Below are 18,032 nucleotides of genomic sequence, written 5' to 3' on the forward strand. Positions count from 1 at the left end.
CGCGGCCGATCACCGGGCCGGAGGCGTCCGCGGCGGCTCGGACACAAGAACTCCTCATGAACAACGCGACTTTACGGCTTAACCTTCGCTATTTACCGTCGCTGGCATGAGGATCGCTCGCTTATCCGCGCTGCTCGTCCTGCTCGCGGGGATCGCTCTCCCACTCCCCGCCCACGCCGCCGCCGCTTCCGGCTCCTTCTCTGCGCTGGCCTACAACATCGCCGGCCTGCCGGAACCGCTCTCCGGAAGCAACCCGGCCGTCAACACGCCGCTCATCGGCGCGCGGCTGGGGCCGTACGACATCGTGCAGGTCCAGGAGGACTTCAACTACCACGCCGCGCTGTACGCCGCCGACGGCCACCCGCACAGGACGCCGACCAGCGGCGGCGTGCCGTTCGGCAGCGGGCTCAACACGCTGTCCGACCTGCCGTACGACGCGGACGACTTCGAGCGGGTCACCTGGGACGACTGCTTCATCGGCTCGGGCGACTGCCTGACCCCCAAGGGGTTCACGTTCATGCGCGTACGGCTGGCCACGGGCGTCTACGCGCACCTGTACAACCTGCACGCCGACGCCGGGACCGGGAGCGGCGACCTGGCCGCGCGGCGCGCCAACCTGCTGCAGTTGTCGTCGTTCATCCAGACGCACTCGGCCGGGCACCCGGTGATCGTCTACGGCGACACCAACACCCGCTACACCCGTGCCGGCGACAACATCCGCGACCTGCTCGCGCAGAACGGCCTCACCGACGTGTGGGTCCAGCGGGTCCGCGGCGGCACCCCGCCGGCGGCCGGCTCACCCGATCTGGCCTGCGACGACGCGACGGTCAGCAACGCGTGCGAAGTGGTCGACAAGATCCTCTACCGGGGCGGCTCCTACGTGACGCTGACCGCCACCGGCTACGCCAACGACCACGCCGCCTTCCGGGACACGGCCGGCGAGCCGCTGTCCGACCACTACCCGATCTCCGCCTCGCTCTCCTGGACGCTCAACCCGTCGTTCCAGCTCAGCGAGCAGTTCGGCGGCCCGCACGGGACGTACTTCACCGACGTCGTGCCCACGCGCGCCCAGGCGGCCACGCTGTCGCTCAACGCCGGCTCCCGCGTCGACCGCATCGGCCTCACCCTGCGCAACGGCACCATCCTGGCGCACGGCGGCACCGGAGGCACGGCCGGGACGCTGGCGCTGGGCGCCGACGAGTACGCCACGTCCCTGCACCTGTGCCGGGGCGCCAGGAACGGTCAGACGCGGATCTTCTACGCGCGTTTCACCACCAACCTCGGCCGTACGCTCGCGGGCGGCACCACCACCTCCGACTGCACCACCTTCAGCGCCCCGGCCGGCCGGCAGATCGCGGGCTTCCACGGCCGCTCAGGGACGGAACTGGACAAGGTGGGCGTGGTCTACACCGAGCGCTGACCCTGCCGACGGTCACCGCCGCCGGCCATCGCGAACGCCGTCTTCCACGCCACCGGCCGCCGCGTCCGTACCCTGCCGATCACCGTCGAGGCCCTGCTGTGAAGGCAGCTTCCGTCGGGGGCGGCCGCTGATCCTTTACACCTCTTTTCGCGCCGCTGTGATGGATTGATGTCCGTACGGCATGATCCGCCGCTGATCGGAAGATGGAGACGAATGCGCGCGACGACACTGTGGACCCGCTCGGTAGTGGCGCTCATGCTGGGCACAGGTGTCGCCGCGTGCGCCGGCAACGACGATGCCACCACCACCGGCGCGACACCCGCTCCCCCGGTGACCAGCACCGCGACCGACTCCCCCGCCGGCTCTCCCGCTGGCTCCCCCACCGCGACCGCCTCCGGGCTGGGCGCTGTGGAGGAACTGGCCCGCGGCATCGACGTGCCGTGGGGGCTGACCTTCCTGCCCGGCGGCGACGCGCTGATCGCCGAACGCGACTCCGGCCGGATCCTGCGGCTGACGCCGGGCGGCCAGCCCCGCCAGGTCGCCGACGTACCCGGCGTCGCCGCGGGTGGCGAAGGCGGGCTGCTCGGCCTCGCCGCCTCTCCCGGCTTCGCCAACGACAACCTCGTCTACGCCTACCTCACCGCCGCCGACGACAACCGCATCATCCGGTTCCGGCTCGACGGCGGCGACCCGGAGGTGGTCTTCGACGGCATCGCCAAGGCGGGCTTCCACAACGGCGGCCGCATCGCCTTCGGCCCTGACGGCATGCTCTACGCCGGCACCGGCGACGCCGGCGACACCACCAGCTCACAGGACCCGGACAGCCCCAACGGCAAGATCCTGCGGCTGACCCCCGACGGCGAGCCGGCGCCCGGCAACCCCACGCCGGGCTCCGCGGTCTACAGCCTCGGCCACCGCAACGTCCAGGGCCTGGCCTGGGACGACGAAGATCGCCTGTTCGCCACCGAGTTCGGCCAGAACGACCTCGACGAGGTCAACCTCATCCGGCCGGGACGCAACTACGGCTGGCCCGACGTCGAAGGCGAAGGCGACACCTCCGGCGGGCGCTACACCAACCCCCTCGTCACCTGGCCCGTCCGTGAGGCGTCCCCGTCCGGGATCGCGATCGCGGGCACCACCGCCTACGTCGCGGCGCTGCGCGGCGAACGGCTCTGGAGTCTGCCCCTCGACGGGGACACGGTGGGCGAACCGGCCGCACTACTCGCCGGGCGATACGGCCGGCTGCGCACCGTGCAGGTCGCACCGGATGGCGCCCTGTGGGTCACCACCTCCAACACCGACGGCCGCGGCGACCTCCGCGACGGCGACGACCGCATCCTGCGCTTCCAGCCCCGCTGACCCCCACCGCGGCTCCGCAGCCCACGGTGTAAGTTGCCCCCGTGACAATGAGCCCCGGCGGACAGGCGCCCGACAGCAGGGCCGGCTCCGCATTACGCTTCCTGGCCGAACTGGTCGCCTGGGTGGCGACGCCCTGGGCGCTGGCACCGTACTCGGTGCCGCTGGCGGTCCTGGCGGTGATCGTCCTGATCGGCCTGCCGACGGTGTTCTCCACCCCCGGAGACAAGGCCCGGACGATCGTCGCGGTGCCGGGGCCGGTCACGATCGCGCTCGTCCTGTTGCAACTGGTGGCCGCCGTCGCCGCCGCGTGGGTCGCCTGGCCCGTGCCCGCTACCGTGGCCGTCACGGCGCTCGCCCTCGTGGTCGTCGGCTTCGAGCTGCCCCGCTGGCGCTGGCTCCTGACGGCCCCCGCCTGAGTCCGGGTGCCGGGGTGGCAGAGTGTCCCCGGCCCCTTGGTTAAGCTTGCGTGCATGCCGGACACGCAGTACGAAGACCTGCTCCACCACGTACTCGACAATGGCGCCCGTAAGGAGGACCGCACCGGCACGGGGACTCGTTCGATTTTCGGTCACCAGCTGCGCTACCGGCTGTCCGACGGCTTCCCGCTGATCACGACGAAGAAGGTGCACTTCCGCTCGATCGCCTACGAACTGCTGTGGTTCCTGCGCGGCGACTCGAACGTCACGTGGCTCCGGGATCACGGCGTCACGATCTGGGACGAGTGGGCGGCGCCGGACGGCGACCTCGGCCCGGTCTACGGCGTGCAGTGGCGGTCGTGGCCGACCCCGGACGGCGGTCATGTCGACCAGATCAGCGAGGTGCTGCGCACGCTGCGGGAGAATCCCGACTCCCGGCGGATCATTGTGTCCGCGTGGAACGTCGCCGACATCCCGAGGATGGCGCTGCCGCCCTGCCACGCGTTCTTCCAGTTCTACGTCGCCGACGGCAGGCTGTCGTGCCAGCTGTACCAGCGAAGCGCGGACCTGTTCCTCGGCGTGCCGTTCAACATCGCGAGCTACGCCCTGCTGACGCACATGATCGCCCAGCAGGTGGGTCTCGGCGTCGGCGACTTCGTCTGGACCGGAGGCGACTGTCACATCTACGCCAACCACGAGGACCAGGTCCGCACGCAGCTCGCCCGCGAGGCGCGGCCGTTCCCCCAGCTGACCCTGAAGCCGGCGGACAGCCTGTTCGACTACGCCTACGAGCACATCGAACTCGACGGCTACGACCCGCACCCCGGCATCAAGGCGCCGGTGGCGGTGTGATCGGGCTGGTCTGGGCGCAGTCGGCGAACGGCGTCATCGGCCGCGACGGCACGCTGCCGTGGCACCTGCCGGAGGATCTCAAGCACTTCCGCTCCCTGACCGCGGGCGCGACCGTGCTCATGGGCCGCCGCACGTGGGAGTCGCTGCCGCCGCGCTTCCGGCCGCTGCCGGGCAGACACAATCTGGTGTTGTCGCGTACGCCGCAGGAGGGCGTGACAACGTTCCCCGACCTGCCGCGGGCACTCGCCGCGGCGTCCACGGACGTGTGGGTGATCGGCGGCGCGGCCGTGTACCGGGCGGCACTGCCCCTCGCCGACCGGATCGTGGTCACCGAGCTCCGGGAATCCTTCGACGGTGACACGCACGCGCCGGACGTGGGACGCCCGCCGGACTCCGTCGGGGAGTGGCAGGAGTCCTCGACCGGGCTGCACTACCGGTTCCTGACCTGGGACCGGGTGCCGTCCGGCGCCTGAACGGCATCCGGTCCCGCGCGGCACCGTGACCCGCCGGTCGTGTCGCGTCAGGACCGGCGCAGGAGCAGGAATCAGTGTCGCATCTCCCCGCGAAAGCGCTGATCAGGGACTCGCGACAATGTCAAAAGGGCTTCACGTGGGCGGCGGATCCAGCATCCTGGGCATGGCCGGCAACTGGCCCAAGCATGGCCCTCACCCACCGCCATCAACACCGGCTCCCGCGCCCGGCACGTGGTCATGCCCCTCATCCGCGACGCGCTGAACGTCGCCGACGGCTACCTGCGCGGCATCCTCGAAGTCCAGCACCGCATCACCGCCGCGCAGCAGCTCATCGGCGGGGCCGGGGCCGACCACCCGGAGCTCGACCTCGGCCCCGCCACCGTCCACCTGCCGCAACACCCTCAACGAGTTCGCCGCCAGGGAGCACCGGCGGGCGGGCCGGAGCGCAACGCCCGCGTATGGATCACGTATCGTCCCGTCACCGGGTCGGCTCTCAGAGCCCCGGGACCGCGATGACCGCACTGATCGCGGCGCTCAGCAGCAGGGTCGCTCCCATGATCGGCCCTGCTGTCCGGCTGCTCGGTGCACGGGTGCCGCGCAGACGCGGCACCACCAGCGCGAGCACGACCAGCTGGACGACGCCGACGACCGCCACTCCGAGGTCGTTCAGCAGCAGCGCCAGCGGCAGGAAGTGCGCCGCCACGACCACCGCCACCCACCACGCCATCCACCCGGACGCGCCGCGCCTGGCCAGCACCAGGCATCCGGCCCCCGCGACGACGACCTCGGCCGCGACCAGGACCCCGAACCAGGCGTACCTGCCCTCCAGCGCGGTCGGCTGGTCCCAGTTCATGGCGGTCAGCACCCCGAAGGCCACGGCCAGCACGACGCCCAGCCCCGACCCCGCGCCCAGCCAGATCCGCCAGTGCCGGGGCGGGTCCTCCTGCGCCCAGCCGAACCACACGAAGGCCATCAACCCGAACCATGCCGTCGTGAAGAGCTGATCACGCACAAACTCGGTCAGCATCGGCGCTCATTCCATAAGTTTGCGATCTAGGGGTAAAGCGCAACATTTATACCGCAAAGGTCTTGGAGTGCCACCGCGCGGCCGGCCAGGTGACCGGCAGCGGCCACCACATGGCCGAGGAACGCTCGCTGCCGGCATTCCTTCGACCGTCGCCGCCCCGGCGAGGCGCTAAGATCGCGTCCCGTGCTTCCGGATGGTTTATGGCGCTTTATCAGGCTTGGAGCAGTAGGTCTGCTGCTTGCGGGGGTGGTCGCGGGCCTGGTGCTCGGCGACAACTGGCTCTGGGTGGCCGTCGAATGGTCGCCGCCGGGGGCGTCGAAGAGGAGGCTTGAGCTGTCCTATCGTTGATCGACCGTGGAAACTCCTGCGTCGTGGAGGGCAGATGCCCGCTGAAGGTTCCCGGCCGAAGGGCGCCGGGCGGCGGACCCGCCTGTCCCTGGAGGCGATCATCGCCGCCGCGGAGCGCATTCTGCGGTCGGAGGGTTCGGAGAAGCTCTCGATGCGGCGGCTGGCGAGCGAGCTGGACAGCGCGCCCATGGCGCTGTACTACCACGTGCGCGACAAGGACGAGTTGCTGCTGCTCCTGATGGAGGAGCAGGCCCGGCGCATACCCCGCCCCGAGTTCCCGGAAGATCCGCGCGAGCGGCTGATCGCGGTGGCGATCATGTTGTACGAGCTGCTGGCCGAGCGGCTGTGGATCATCGAGGTGCTGACCAGTGACGACCTCATCGCCCCTTCGGCCCTGTGGTTCGTCGAGGAGATGGTCGACGCCGCCGTGGAGTACGGCCATCCGCCCGAGCACGCCTTCTACATCTACCGCACGATCTGGTACTACATCGTCGGCGACCTGATCATCCGCGTGAACGGCGGGCGCCGCCGCAGCCGCGGCTCCGCGCCGATCCACCAGGACGAGGTGGTGGCCGGCCTGCGGAGCGGGACGCACCCCCGGCTCACGGCGCTCGCCGGCGACTGGGCCGAGATCAACGCCCGCGACACGCACCGGCAGGCACTGACGGCGATCATCGACGGGCTGCTGCGCCCGGCGCCCGCGTGACGGCGGACGGCCGGGCGGGGTAGCCGTTCATCCGCAGGAGATGTTCCAGAACTCGGCGTAGCGGCCGCGCCGGCTCAGCAACTCCTCGTGGCCGCCCTCCTCGACGATCCGGCCGCCGTCCAGGAAGACGACGCGGTCGGCCCGCTGGACGGTCCGCATCCGGTGCGCCACCATCACCACGGTACGGCCCGCCATCAGCCGCTCGATGCCCTCGTGGACGGCCGCCTCGTTCACCGGGTCCAGCGCGGAGGTGACCTCGTCGAGCAGCACGACGGGCGCGTCCTTCAGCAGGGCACGGGCGATCGAGACCCGCTGACGCTCGCCGCCCGACAGCAGCGCGCCGCCCTCGCCGACGCCGGCCGACCAGCCGCCGGGCAGGCGTTCGACGACCTCGTCCAGCCGCGCGGCGGTGGCCGCCGCCCGTACTTCGGCGTCGCCGGCGTCGGGGCGGCCGAGCCGTACGTTCTCCTCGATCGTGCCGTCGAAGAGGTAGACGTCCTGGAAGACGATGGCGATCCGCGACATCAGCACCTCGGTGTCGACGTCGCGCACGTCCGTCCCGCCCATGCGCACCACGCCCGCGTCCACGTCGTAGAAGCGCGCGAGCAGGTGCAGCAGGGTGCTCTTGCCCGCGCCCGACGGCCCGACGACGGCGAGCCGCCGCCCCTCGGGCACCGACAGCGACACCTCGTCGAACACCGTACGGCCGCCGTGCCGGAAGGTGACGGACGCGAGCTCCAGGTCGTGGCGTACCGGCCGGACCGGGTGGGCGGGCTCCGGCAGCGGCTCGGTGCGCAGCACCCGGTCGAGCCGGTCCAGCTCGGAGCGCGCGCCGCGGAGCTTGCCTCTCAGGTCCGACAACGACAGCAGCGGGTCGGCGCAGCGGGCGGCGAGCACCAGGATGGCCAGGACCTCCGCCGCGCCGATGTCCCCGCCGAGGGCGAGGTGGGCGGCGAGGACCAGGACCCCGGTGAAGGTCGCCTGGACGGTGAGCGTCAGGCCCACCGCGCCGGGCAACATCGCCAGCACCGTACGGCGGGAGCCGCGCTCGACCTCCCGCAGCGAGTCGTCCAGCAGCGTGAAGCGCTCCCCCGTCCGCCCGCCGGCCCGCAGCACCGGCTGGGCCTGCAGGAACTCGATGACCCGCCCGGTGGCCTCCTTGTCGCGCTCGTGCCGTCCGGCGTCGGTGGCGGCCATCGAGCGGGCCGTCCTGGACTGGATCAGCGCCACGACGGGCGCGGCGATCAGCGCGGCCAGCCCGAGCCGCCAGTCGAACAGCAGCATCACGGCGACGATCGTCAGCGGGGTCACCAGGGCGGAGACGAACGGCGCCAGCAGGTGCGCCATGATGCTCATCGCCTCCAGCAGGCCGCGGCCGGCCAGCACGGACACCTCACCGACCCGGCCGGCGCCGTACCAGCCGATGGGCAGCCTGGCCAGATGTTCGCCGAGCCGGTGGTACATGCCGCGCAACATCGTGGTCCCGATGCGCATGCCGGACAGGTCGCTGAGGTAGCGCAGCCCGGCGTAGACCGCGACCGCGGCGCCGAAGCCGGCCAGCCAGGGCACGGCCTCGGAGGGCGTGTCCCCGAGCAGGCCCCGCAGCACCGGGACCAGCAGCGCGTAGGACAGGCCCTCGACGATCGCGGTGACGGTCATGAGGGTGACGGTGCGGCGCAGGGCGGGGGCGTACTCGTGGCCGAGCACGCGCAGCAACATGCGGATCATCGGGACTCTTCTCCTCGCAGCGCGCCGGCGTGGGTCCTGATCTCGTGGGAGCGCCAGAAGGCGGCGAATTCGCCGTCCCGCTCCAGCAGTTCGGCCGGCCTGCCGCGCTCGACGATCTCGCCGTTCTCCAGCACCACGACGGTGTCGGCGTCGGCGATCGTCTCCAGGCGGTGCGCGATGACCAGGATGGTGCGCTCGCCGCCCAGCGTCGCCAGTGCCCGGCGTACCGCCTGCTCGCTCTGGGGGTCGGCGAAGGCGGTCGCCTCGTCGAGCACCAGCACGGGCGCGTCGGCCAGCAGGGCGCGGGCGATCGAGATCCGCTGCGCCTCGCCGCCCGACAGCCGGACCTCCTCGCCGAGCACGGTCTCGTACCCGTTCGGAAGTTCGAGGATGCGGTCGTGGATGCCGGCCAGTCCGGCGGCGCGGGCCACGGCCGCGCGGTCGGCGCTCGGCACCGCCAGCGCGATGTTCTCCGTGACCGACGCGCGCAGCAGGCGGACGTCCTGGAAGACGAAGGAGACCGTACGGCAGAGCTCGCGGCTCCCGAGGTCGCGCAGGTCGACGCCGCCGAGGAGCACCGACCCCGAGTCCGGGTCGAAGAACCGTGGCAGGAGCTGGACCAGCGTGGACTTCCCGCTGCCCGACGGGCCGACGATCGCGGTGACCGTCCCCGGTTCGAGCACCAGGTCGATGCCGCGCAGGATCTCGCGGCCGTCCTCGTACCCGAAGCGCACGTTCCGCAGCTCCACCCGGTGCCCCCGCGGCGCGACCGGCCGCGCGGGCTCGGGCAGCGGCGGTGCGGCGAGCACCTCCTTGATCCGGCCGACCGCGCGGCCGGCGGCCTGAAGGTCGTCGAAGCCGTGGCCGAGTGCCGCCACGGGGGCGGTCAGGCCCAGCCCGAGCAGTAGGAAGGGCAGCAGGTCGGCGGGCGCCAGGCCGCCGGAGGTGATCAGGGCCGTGCCGCCGATCAGCACGACCAGCAGCACGAACGGCGGCGACAGCGCCAGTTGCATCCCGGCGGCGACCGGCGACATGCCGCGCACCCACCGGTTGAAGGTGGCGACGAAGTCGTCCGCGGCCCGCAGGAATCTGCGGTGGGCGCGCTCGTGCCCGCCGAACGCCTTGACCACCGCGATGCCCTGCACGAACTCGACGACGGAGCCGGCGATCCGTCCCATGGCGGCGTCGAACTCCTCCTGCTCGCGCGACCTGGCGGGCAACATCAGCAGCGGGACCAGCGCGATGGCCAGCACCACCGGGATCAGCGTGATCAGCGTGAGCCGCCAATCGATGGTGAACAGGTAGACCAGCGACACCAGCGGCACCACGAACGCGGAGACGAGCTCGCCGGGGGCGTGGGCGATGAACGGGTGAACGGCGCTCACGTCCTGTCCCACCACCTTGGCCAGCTCGCCGGTCCTGCGCCCGGAGAGCCAGCCGATCGGCACGCGCCCGAGCTGCGCCGCCAGTTGCCGGCGGAACGTGAGCTGCACCTGTCCGTCCACGACGTGCCCGATGCCGGCGGACGCGGCCGTGAACACCAGCCGGACCAGCAGGCCGGCCGCGCCCGCGGCGACGACCGTCCACACGTGGCCTTGGTCGGGCGGGCCGGGCGACAACAGGGCGCGGCCCAGCTCGACGACCGCCAGCAGCGGCGCCAGGCCCGCGACCGCGCCGATGACCTGGAGGATCATGACGCCCGCGAAAGACCCCGCGTGTGGGCGCAGCAGCGTGGCTGCAGCAGATTTCATCGCATTCACACCCTCGTTTCGTACGCGTACGTTTCTAATCGTACGCGTACGAAACAGAGGTGCGCCGCTTATGAGGAGCCGAGCGTGCTTTCCCGGACGATCAGCTGGGCGTCGGCCGTGACCCGGCGCGCCGGCCGGTCGGTGCCCGCGATCCGCTCGGCGAGCATTTCGACCGCGATCCTGGCGATCCCCGCCTTGTCGGGCGCGACGGTGGTGAGGGACGGCGTCGTGAGCCGGGCCGCTTCGATGTCGTCGATGCCCGCCACCGCGACGTCCGACGGCACCCGCACGCCCCGGGTGATCAAGGCCCGGATGGCGCCGAGCGCCACCCGGTCGTTGAGGCAGAAGATCGCGTCGATGTCCGGAGACTTGGCGAGCAGCTCGTCCACACCCGTGGCGACGTCCTCCGGGCCGTGCGCGCCCGGCGGGGCGACGACCAGCGCGGGATCGAACGGGATGCCGTAGGCGTCGAGCGCCTCGGCGTACCCCTCGTGCCGCCGCCCGGCCGCCTGCGGCTGACCGGGCCGCCGCCGGCCGCCCCGCGCGCCCAGCACGCCGATCCGGCGGCGGCCGAGGTCGAGCAGGTGCGTGACCGCGGTCCTGGCCGCCTGCCGGCTGTCGATCGCCACGTTGTCGGCGGATCGCACCGGACCCTCGCCCAGCAGCACGAGCGGCGGCTTGTCCGGGCGGCTGCGCAGGTAGCGCTCGGACAACGACCAGTGCTGGAGGATCACTCCGTCGATGAGGTTGTTGCGAAAGCCCTCCGCCACCAGCTTCTCGCGTTCGAGGTCGCCCGCCGTACAGTCGATCAGGACCGTGAGGTCACGCTTCTCGGCCTCCCTGACGATGCGTTCCGCGAGTTCGGCGAAGTACGGGGTGCTCATGTTCGGCAGCGCGAGCGCGATGATCCCGGTACGCCCGCGCCGGAGGTTGCGCGCGGCGATGTTCGGCCGGTAGTCCAGCTCGGCGACGGCTTCCTGCACCTTGGCCTTGGTCGCGGGCGTCAGGTAGGGATAGCCGTTGAGCACGTTGGACACCGTCTTGATGGAGACGCCGGCCAGCTTCGCGACATCCTTGATCGTCGCACCCATCTCGCCAACTCCTCGTCACGGGGCGGGCGCCTCGATCAGCGTGATCGAGTGCGCCGGGAACGTGTGCTCGACGCCGGTGCCGGTCCTCGGCGCGGTCGTGGTCGTCGTCTTCACGGCGTCGGGGTCGTCCTTGGTGTTGAAGCTGGCGATCCCGGCGCCGTTCAAAGTGTGCACCTCGACCTCGCCGCTTCCCGGCAGCGCGACGTTCGCCGTCACCGGGGTGTCGCGGTCCCGGTTGAGCACGAGCAGCCGTACGGCGCCGTCGGAGCCCCGGGTGGTGAGCACGCGCAGCGCCTTGAAGTCGCCGTCGCCGGCGGGGTTGTTCACGACCTCGTTGCGCACCGGCCTGGTCCCGACGAGCTCGCCGGCCAGCTTCAGCATCCGGGCCCGCGCGGTGTCGACGAAGTCCGGCGCGCCGCCGAACAGCTCACCCGGCGTGGTGGACCCGGCGTTCAGGTTGGAGGAGATGCCGAGCGGCGTGCCGTGCTCGATCATTCCGGCCAGCAGGTCCGCGTGGATCAGCGTCGTGGAGACCGACCCCGCCCAGCCCTGCGGAGCCGGGCCGCTGTCGGGCTTCTTGATCTGGCCGTACTCGCTGACCTCCAGGTAGGGCCGGTCCTGGCCCGGCCGGAAGCGGTCGATGGCGGCCGTCAGCTCGTCGAGCTCGTCGCGGACCACCTTCTCGGCGAGCGGCATCTGGCCGTCGTGGACCTGCTCGGGCGCGCCCGTGACGTCCGGCCGGGCGTACAGGTGCACCCCCACGCAGTCGTACGGCTTGTCCGCGCCCATCAGCTCGACGAACTTCGTGGTCTCCCAGGCCGAGCAGATGTCGATCGACGGGTCGGCCTTCTTCATCGCCTTGTAGTAGTCGACGAAGCCCGGATGCGGTCCCGAACCGTAGTCGGCCGTGATCTTCTGGCCCTTCGCGGGGATCCGGCCGTGCTTGCCGTCGCCGAAGCGGATCTCGCCGGTCTTGGCGTTGATGCTGTAGACGGCGTCGCCGGGACCCGCCTTGCCCAGGTCGGCGACCGCGCGCCAATCCGCGCCGCCCACCCGTACCTTCTGACTGCCGGGGACGACCGGCGGATACCAGACCTGGAACCTCTGGCCCGCCGCGCCGCTGCTGACCGATGCCGAGTCGCGGTGGTCGCACGCCTTGCCGACCGGCTGGGCGAGCTGCCGTTGCGTGCCGCCCAGGACGTACTGCCGCAGCCGGGTGTCGAGGTTCTCCGCGCGCCAGTAGCGCTGGTTGCCGAGGTAGAGCTCGTTGCCGAGCTCCCAGACCTTGATGCCGTACGGCTCCGCGTGCCCGTTGGCGGCGCGTACCTTCGCCCAGTCCTTGCCGCCGTTGGGGTTCGACCCGACCGGGGCGTTGAGATACTCCACGAAGTCCGCCGCGTCCGCGACCGTCTGGGTGGTCGCGTTCGTCATGATCATGGTTTCGGCGCCGATCCGGTCGACGAAACGCTCGTTCTCGTCGGGGCCGTAGACGCTGTCCATCGGCTCGGCTCCGCCGACGAAGCCGCCGCCGACCTGGCAACCACGGCCGGCCTGCGGGCCGATGGACTTCTTCCAGTCGAAGAGGTTGGCGACCGTCCCGCCCGGATAGCGGATGAGGCCGACCCCGGTCTGCTTGGCGAGATCGACCATGCGGGGCACCGGCTCGCCGGTGGCGTCGTCCCACATCCCGAAGCCCTTGTCCGGCCAGCGGTGGTTCGCCCCGATGATCTCACGCGGCACCTCGCCGGCGATCGGCGTGTCGCTCACCTCGATGACGGTCTCCGCCCGTCCCGAGCCGGCGCCGGACGCCTGTGCCGGTGTCTGTGTCGCTGCCAAGGTCAGCAGGGTGATGGAGGCCGCGACGTAGGGGATGGACCGTCTCATGGGAAATCCTCCGCGGTGGTATAACGATGTCTACAACGTTATAGAAGCAATCCGAGGCCAGCAACAGCAGGAGGTCAAGTGCCCGCGATCCTGTTCATCACGGCGGACCAGCTGCGCAAGGACGCGCTCGGCTGCTACGGCGGCCGGGCGGTGGCGACGCCGCATCTCGATCGGATCGCCCGGCAGGGCACGGTCTTCGACCGCGCCTACACGGCGAGCCCCCTGTGCCTGCCCAGCCGGAGCTCGCTGGTGACGGGGCGCTATCCGCGCAACCACGGCGCCTACAGCAACTTCCGCGACCAGCCGCTGTCGGCGGACGTGCCGAACCTCTACCAGGCGCTGGGGGCCGAGGGTTACTCCGTCGGGCACATCGGCAAGTGCCACTACGCGCCGGTGCCGTACTCGGAACCCAGCCCCGACCGGACCCTGCCGTACGACTCGTTCAGGGACTACTACCTGAGCCTCGGCATCGAGCACCTGGCGTTGCAGGACGACAAGCAGGTGTCGGTCTGGTACTACGACGACTACACGCGGGAGCTGGAGGCGGCCGGCCTGCTGAAGGGCTACCGGGACGCCGTCTGGGACAAGGCGGCCCGCGCGGTGTTCCCCTTCCCCGGTCCCGCGCGGTGGCATCCCGACGCCTGGGTCGGCCGCAAGGCCCGCGAATGGATCGACACCTGCGACCAGGACCGCCCGATGTTCGCCTGGGCCTCCTTCAGCGGTCCGCACTTCCCGTTCGACCCTCCCGAGGAGTATCTCTCCCGGGTCGACGAATCACTGATCGGCGAGCCCGACGTGGACCCGTCCGAATGGGCGGAGCCCGGCCGGCTGCATTACCAGAGCTTCCACGGGCCCGCCAAGGGACGCATGGAGGGCGGCGGGTTCCACGACCGCGATCCGGAGTACTGGCGGCGGCTGCGCCACCACTACCTGGCCAACGTCGCGCTGATCGACGACGAGGTGGGACGCCTGATCGCCGCCGCCGAGGCGCGGTTCGGCGACGACCTGGTCGTGGTGTTCACCTGCGACCACGGCGAGATGCTGGGCAACCACGGGTTCTGGGGCAAGCGGCGCGGCTTCTACGAGGACGTGCTCAACGTGCCGCTGCTGCTGCGCAGGCCGGGAGGCGCGGGCGGGGGCACCAGGAGCGACCGCCTCACCAGCCTGGTCGATGTCTTCCCCACGCTGCTCGCCCACGCCGGCGCCGCGGCCGTCCCCGGGATCGACGGCCGGCACCTCGACTCCGACGGTCATCGGCACGTCTTCGCCGAGGCCGAGCAGTTCCAGGTCGTCACCGACGGCCGGCTCAAACTGGTGCACGCCCAGGTCGATGAGGTGGAGCACACGGAGCTGTACGACCTCACGCCGGACCCGCGAGAGATGCGCGACGTGGCCGGCTCCCCGCAATACGCCGAGGCACAACGCGACCTCCAGGCGGCCGCCCTCCGTGGACTGATGAACACTGCGCTGCGCTGATCATCACGTGCCGAGGGCGCCCAGTTCATGGCGCCGGCGGGGCCCGCCGTGGCGTAGGCGTGCGGGGCGAGCGCGATGCCCGCGGCCGCTTCCAGGAAGCCGGGGCGGTCAAGCGGGCGCGGGTCCGCGTCCAGGAAGGCGGGGCGGTCAAGCGGGCGCGGGGCCGGCGGGGTCGAGATGGCGGAGGTCACCGAGCCCGACGACCGAGCGGTTGTGGTAGAAGTCGTCCTCGCGCAGCGTGGTGATGCTGCCGGACGGCGCCCGGAACTGGGCGTGGCCGGCCGCCTCGATCGGCATCCTGATCCAGGCGGTCACGACGAAGGTCAGGGTGCCGCCGTGCGTCACGATGATCTGGTGCTCGCAGGGGCGCCGCACGATCTCGTCCATGGCGGCGTAGACGCGTCGCGCCGACTCCGCCTTGGTCTCGGCGCCCTCCACGCCCTCGTCATGCTCCATCCGCTCCCCGTCGGCGGGCGGCGGGATGAACCGTTCGTCCAGCCAGGACTGCGGCCGTCCCCCCGCCACCCCGTAGGACTTCTCCCGCAGCCGGCGGTCCAGCACGGGCTGCACACCGAACAACTCGGCGACCTGCTCGGCCGTTTCCCTGGTGCGGCGCAGATCCGAGGAGAACAGCTCCACCTCGGCATCGTCCGGGATCCGCGCCCGCAGTGCCTGGGCGATGGCGGCCGCCGCCCTGAGTCCGGCCGGCGTCAGCGCCGAATCATGCCAGCCGCCGACGACCTTCTCGACGTGGTGTGTCGCCTCCGGATGTGTGACGACGTAAAGGGTGCGCATGAGGGGATCTTTCTGTTAGGGGAGCGTCTGAACATACCCTTCCGTTCCGTGTACGCGGATCCGCTGCCCGTCGCGGATGAGGCGGGTGGCCTGGTCCACGCCGACGACGGCCGGCAGGCCGTACTCCCGGGCGATGACCGCCCCGTGTGTCATGAGGCCGCCCACCTCCGTCACCAGGCCGGCGACGGTGACGAACAGCGGGGTCCAGCTCGGGTCGGTGTAGGCGGTGACCAGGATGTCGCCCGCCTCCAGGTCGGCCTGGGCCATGTCCGTGACGACCCTGGCCCGGCCCTCGATGGTTCCGGCCGAGACGGGCAGGCCGGTCAGCGCGCCGGGCGGGGCGTCCTCGATCCGGTAGCGGCCGGTGATGGCCTCGCCGTCCGAGGTGAGGACCCGGGGCGGTACGAGCGTCTCGTACGTGTGGAACGCCTCCCGCCTCTCCAGGATGAGGCCGGGGTCCGCCTCGCCGGTGCGCACGACTGCCTGAAGCTCCTGGAAGCGCAGGTAGAAGATGTCGTCCTGCTCGCGGAGGGTTCCGGAGCGGACGAGACGGTCGGCTTCGCGCAGCAGTGCCTGCTTGTAGGCGAGATAGCGGCTGACCATGCCGTACTTGGGGTACTCCCGGTATCCGGCGAAGGTGCGGACGCGGTCGATCATCCGCTTGACCTCCTCGGCCCGCCGCTCCCCGTCGGGCAGGGCGCGCAGCCGGGTCAGCACGTCCTGTTCCTTCCGTCGTGACTCCTGGAGTCCCTGGTCGAAGTGTCGCTTGCCGGCGCCCGGCTCGAAGTTCCTGATGTTGCCGAGGATGGCGGGCACGAGCGTGGCGGGCCGTTCGCTCCAGCGCGTTCTGGTGATGTCGATCTCGCCCGCGCAGCGCATGCCGTACTCGTCGAGGTAGTCCTGGATGGCGTCGCGTGCCTCCTGTCCGCCGGGCAGCCCGGCCAGTTCGTCCAGGAAGCCGTCCCGGCCTTCGTGCGCGACGCGCTGCAGGAACGTCACGACGTCCGCGTGCGGGCGGATGGTGTCGGCGACGTCGAGGAGCGCCAGGCCCATCTCCGAGGTCACGTTGTGGGGTACGGACTGCGTGAGCGCGTCGGCCGCGTTCTTCTCGCCCAGCCACTGTTCAAGGTGGTCGTTGAGCCACCAGTTCGCCTCCATCCCCGCCATGACCACCCGGGAGCTCTCCGGATCGAACAGCAGGCGCTTGAGCTCGGCCATGTCGGCCTGGATGAAGTCGAGCAGCGCCGGACCGGACAGGCTCCGGATCTCGCGCCGCAGGGTGGCGACGGACGCCTGGTTGTGCTGGATCAGGCGGGTGACGACGGCGGGGTCGGTCTCGATCGGGTCGGGCGAACCGTCGGCGAGGGCGGGGTGCGCGGCACCGGCGGCAGGGGCGGGGCCGCCATCCTCTTCCGCGGGCGTGCGGATGAAGTCGCCACGATCGAGGACGGTCTGCAGCGCGTCCCGGGTCAGCGGGTCGGCCTTGCCCGCGGTCTCCAGGAAGGCCGCGCGGCCGGCGGGCGTCGCCAGGACGGGCACCACGTCGACCCACAACCTGCCGCCCGCCTCGTGCATCGGCCGTGGGGTCGTCATCTGCCAGAAAGAGAGTCCCAGCGGCTTCATCGCGTCGGTCATCATCTGCTGGTGACCAACGGAGAGGTAGACGTGGTTGTCCTGGTCATCGGTCTCGGGGATGGGAAACAGGGTGGTGATGGCCCGGCTCTGGACGATGTGGAAGTCGTCGCCGGTCAGGCACCATTCAATGTCCTGCGGGCGGCCGAAGTGCGCTTCGAGGCGGCGGCCCAGCCGTACCAGGCGCACGACCTGCGCGTCCGTCAGGGCCGGCCGCGTCTGCCGCTCCAATTCGACGGGTGTGTCCTGGGTGCCGCCTCCCGGCAGCGCCCGGACGTACCGCTGCTTGGTGGCGACCGCCGTGGTGACGACCTGGTCGTCGCGTACCGTGTAGACGTCCCCGGGGACCAGGCCGGAGACGAGCGCCTCGCCGAGCCCCCAACCGGCCTCCACGGTGGCGACCTTCCTGTTCGAGGTCACGGGGTCGGCGGTGAACAGGATTCCGGCCGCGTCGGGGAACACCATTCGCTGTACGACCACGGCCATCCGTACCTTCCGGTGGTCGAAGCCGTTGTGGCTCCGGTAGGTCACCGCCCGTTCGGTGAACAGCGAGGCCCAGCACCTGCGCAGGTGGTGGAGGATCTCCGGCAGGCCGACGATGTTCAGGTAGGAGTCCTGCTGGCCGGCGAAGGAGGCGTTCGGCAGGTCTTCGGCGGTCGCGCTGGAACGTACCGCGAAGGGGGTCCGCTCCCCCAGCCGGGCGAGCGATTCGCTGATCGCCGCCACGAGGTCGCCGGGGATCTCGATGCCTTCTACGGTGTGGCGGAGGTCGGCGCTCAGCGTGCGGATCGCCGCGCGGTCGTCCGGTTCCACCCGCGAAAGCAGGTCGAGTTGAGCGCCGATCGACGGCGCCTCGGCCACGACGCGCCGGAAGACCTCCGTCGTGACGCAGAAGCCGTCCGGCACGTTGATGCCGTCGATCCGCGAGAGCTCGCCCAGGTGCGCTCCCTTGCCGCCGACGTCCGCGATTTTCGTCGAGTCGATCTGGTCGAAGCCCAGCACGTAGCCTGATTCCATTGCTCCACCGTTTCGTCGGATCGGTTCGCAACGGGCAGTATGAAGCACTTTTCCGCG

15 protein-coding genes are annotated in these 18,032 nt (G+C 71.2%); 8 read left to right on the top strand and 7 right to left on the bottom strand.

Features of this window, described 5'->3' with window-relative positions; genetic code table 11:
- Window positions 1-106: 106 nt before the first annotated feature.
- From AB0I81_RS33510 to AB0I81_RS33535, 6 genes are all read left to right on the top strand, one after another.
- A complete protein-coding gene (locus AB0I81_RS33510; protein WP_360664813.1) occupies window positions 107-1,420 on the top strand; it encodes a jacalin-like lectin in 1,314 nt (437 codons plus the stop codon).
- A 213-nt stretch (window positions 1,421-1,633) separates the two neighbouring features.
- Window positions 1,634-2,779: a PQQ-dependent sugar dehydrogenase gene (locus tag AB0I81_RS33515; RefSeq protein WP_360664816.1), complete on the top strand. Its 1,146-nt coding sequence runs from the start codon at window positions 1,634-1,636 to the stop codon at window positions 2,777-2,779.
- Between the two features lie 47 nt (window positions 2,780-2,826).
- On the top strand, window positions 2,827-3,195 hold the full coding sequence (locus tag AB0I81_RS33520) for a hypothetical protein (protein ID WP_360665404.1): 369 nt from the start codon (window positions 2,827-2,829) through the stop codon (window positions 3,193-3,195).
- Window positions 3,196-3,249: 54 nt separating this feature from the next.
- Entirely contained in the window at window positions 3,250-4,047 is a 798-nt protein-coding gene (locus tag AB0I81_RS33525) for a thymidylate synthase (RefSeq protein WP_360664819.1), read from the top strand.
- Window positions 4,044-4,520, top strand: coding sequence for a dihydrofolate reductase (locus AB0I81_RS33530; protein ID WP_360664822.1), 477 nt, complete (start codon window positions 4,044-4,046; stop codon window positions 4,518-4,520). The genes AB0I81_RS33525 and AB0I81_RS33530 overlap by 4 nt, the downstream gene beginning before the upstream one ends.
- Before the next feature lie 237 nt (window positions 4,521-4,757).
- Window positions 4,758-5,036, top strand: a complete 279-nt coding sequence (locus AB0I81_RS33535; RefSeq protein WP_360664825.1) for a hypothetical protein — start codon at window positions 4,758-4,760, stop codon at window positions 5,034-5,036.
- Here the strand turns inward: AB0I81_RS33535 and AB0I81_RS33540 are convergent.
- Window positions 5,014-5,547 carry a hypothetical protein gene (locus AB0I81_RS33540; protein WP_360664828.1) on the bottom strand — a complete coding sequence of 178 codons (534 nt, stop codon included), beginning with the start codon at window positions 5,545-5,547 and terminating at the stop codon, window positions 5,014-5,016. The two genes, AB0I81_RS33535 and AB0I81_RS33540, sit on opposite strands and share 23 nt — an antisense overlap.
- Before the next feature lie 382 nt (window positions 5,548-5,929).
- On the opposite strand from AB0I81_RS33540, the gene AB0I81_RS33545 reads away from it, so the two are divergent.
- Window positions 5,930-6,601 (top strand): TetR family transcriptional regulator, encoded by a 672-nt coding sequence (locus AB0I81_RS33545; RefSeq protein ID WP_360664831.1) that lies wholly within the window; start codon window positions 5,930-5,932, stop codon window positions 6,599-6,601.
- Window positions 6,602-6,628: 27 nt separating this feature from the next.
- Here AB0I81_RS33545 and AB0I81_RS33550 read toward each other — a convergent pair whose 3' ends face one another.
- From AB0I81_RS33550 to AB0I81_RS33565, 4 genes are all read right to left on the bottom strand, one after another.
- On the bottom strand, window positions 6,629-8,329 hold the full coding sequence (locus AB0I81_RS33550; RefSeq protein WP_360664834.1) for an ABC transporter ATP-binding protein: 1,701 nt from the start codon (window positions 8,327-8,329) through the stop codon (window positions 6,629-6,631).
- Window positions 8,326-10,080, bottom strand: a complete 1,755-nt coding sequence (locus AB0I81_RS33555) for an ABC transporter ATP-binding protein (protein ID WP_360664837.1) — start codon at window positions 10,078-10,080, stop codon at window positions 8,326-8,328. Before AB0I81_RS33555 ends, AB0I81_RS33550 begins: the two co-directional genes overlap by 4 nt.
- 68 nt (window positions 10,081-10,148) lie before the next feature.
- Window positions 10,149-11,171: a LacI family DNA-binding transcriptional regulator gene (locus AB0I81_RS33560; protein ID WP_360664840.1), complete on the bottom strand. Its 1,023-nt coding sequence runs from the start codon at window positions 11,169-11,171 to the stop codon at window positions 10,149-10,151.
- A gap of 15 nt (window positions 11,172-11,186) precedes the next feature.
- Complete coding sequence (locus AB0I81_RS33565; RefSeq protein WP_360664843.1) at window positions 11,187-13,055, bottom strand: hypothetical protein; 1,869 nt, start codon at window positions 13,053-13,055, stop codon at window positions 11,187-11,189.
- Between the two features lie 78 nt (window positions 13,056-13,133).
- On the opposite strand from AB0I81_RS33565, the gene AB0I81_RS33570 reads away from it, so the two are divergent.
- Complete coding sequence (locus AB0I81_RS33570; protein WP_360664846.1) at window positions 13,134-14,531, top strand: sulfatase-like hydrolase/transferase; 1,398 nt, start codon at window positions 13,134-13,136, stop codon at window positions 14,529-14,531.
- Between the two features lie 147 nt (window positions 14,532-14,678).
- Here AB0I81_RS33570 and AB0I81_RS33575 read toward each other — a convergent pair whose 3' ends face one another.
- A complete protein-coding gene (locus AB0I81_RS33575; protein WP_360664848.1) occupies window positions 14,679-15,326 on the bottom strand; it encodes a histidine phosphatase family protein in 648 nt (215 codons plus the stop codon).
- Window positions 15,327-15,341: 15 nt separating this feature from the next.
- Window positions 15,342-17,975 carry a rifamycin-inactivating phosphotransferase gene (gene rph / locus AB0I81_RS33580; protein WP_360664850.1) on the bottom strand — a complete coding sequence of 878 codons (2,634 nt, stop codon included), beginning with the start codon at window positions 17,973-17,975 and terminating at the stop codon, window positions 15,342-15,344.
- Window positions 17,976-18,032 lie beyond the last annotated feature (57 nt).

It is taken from the genome of Nonomuraea sp. NPDC050404 (genome assembly GCF_040655495.1).
GTDB lineage: Bacteria > Actinomycetota > Actinomycetes > Streptosporangiales > Streptosporangiaceae > Nonomuraea.

Coding starts and splice junctions, on each gene's coding strand:
- AB0I81_RS33510 (WP_360664813.1), top strand. CDS start 107: ATGAGGATCGCTCGCTTATCCGCGCTGCTCGTCCTGCTCGCGGGGATC.
- AB0I81_RS33515 (WP_360664816.1), top strand. CDS start 1,634: ATGCGCGCGACGACACTGTGGACCCGCTCGGTAGTGGCGCTCATGCTG.
- AB0I81_RS33520 (WP_360665404.1), top strand. CDS start 2,827: ATGAGCCCCGGCGGACAGGCGCCCGACAGCAGGGCCGGCTCCGCATTA.
- AB0I81_RS33525 (WP_360664819.1), top strand. CDS start 3,250: ATGCCGGACACGCAGTACGAAGACCTGCTCCACCACGTACTCGACAAT.
- AB0I81_RS33535 (WP_360664825.1), top strand. CDS start 4,758: ATGCCCCTCATCCGCGACGCGCTGAACGTCGCCGACGGCTACCTGCGC.
- AB0I81_RS33540 (WP_360664828.1), bottom strand. CDS start 5,547: ATGCTGACCGAGTTTGTGCGTGATCAGCTCTTCACGACGGCATGGTTC.
- AB0I81_RS33545 (WP_360664831.1), top strand. CDS start 5,930: ATGCCCGCTGAAGGTTCCCGGCCGAAGGGCGCCGGGCGGCGGACCCGC.
- AB0I81_RS33550 (WP_360664834.1), bottom strand. CDS start 8,329: ATGATCCGCATGTTGCTGCGCGTGCTCGGCCACGAGTACGCCCCCGCC.
- AB0I81_RS33555 (WP_360664837.1), bottom strand. CDS start 10,080: ATGAAATCTGCTGCAGCCACGCTGCTGCGCCCACACGCGGGGTCTTTC.
- AB0I81_RS33560 (WP_360664840.1), bottom strand. CDS start 11,171: ATGGGTGCGACGATCAAGGATGTCGCGAAGCTGGCCGGCGTCTCCATC.
- AB0I81_RS33565 (WP_360664843.1), bottom strand. CDS start 13,055: ATGAGACGGTCCATCCCCTACGTCGCGGCCTCCATCACCCTGCTGACC.
- AB0I81_RS33575 (WP_360664848.1), bottom strand. CDS start 15,326: ATGCGCACCCTTTACGTCGTCACACATCCGGAGGCGACACACCACGTC.
- rph (WP_360664850.1), bottom strand. CDS start 17,975: ATGGAATCAGGCTACGTGCTGGGCTTCGACCAGATCGACTCGACGAAA.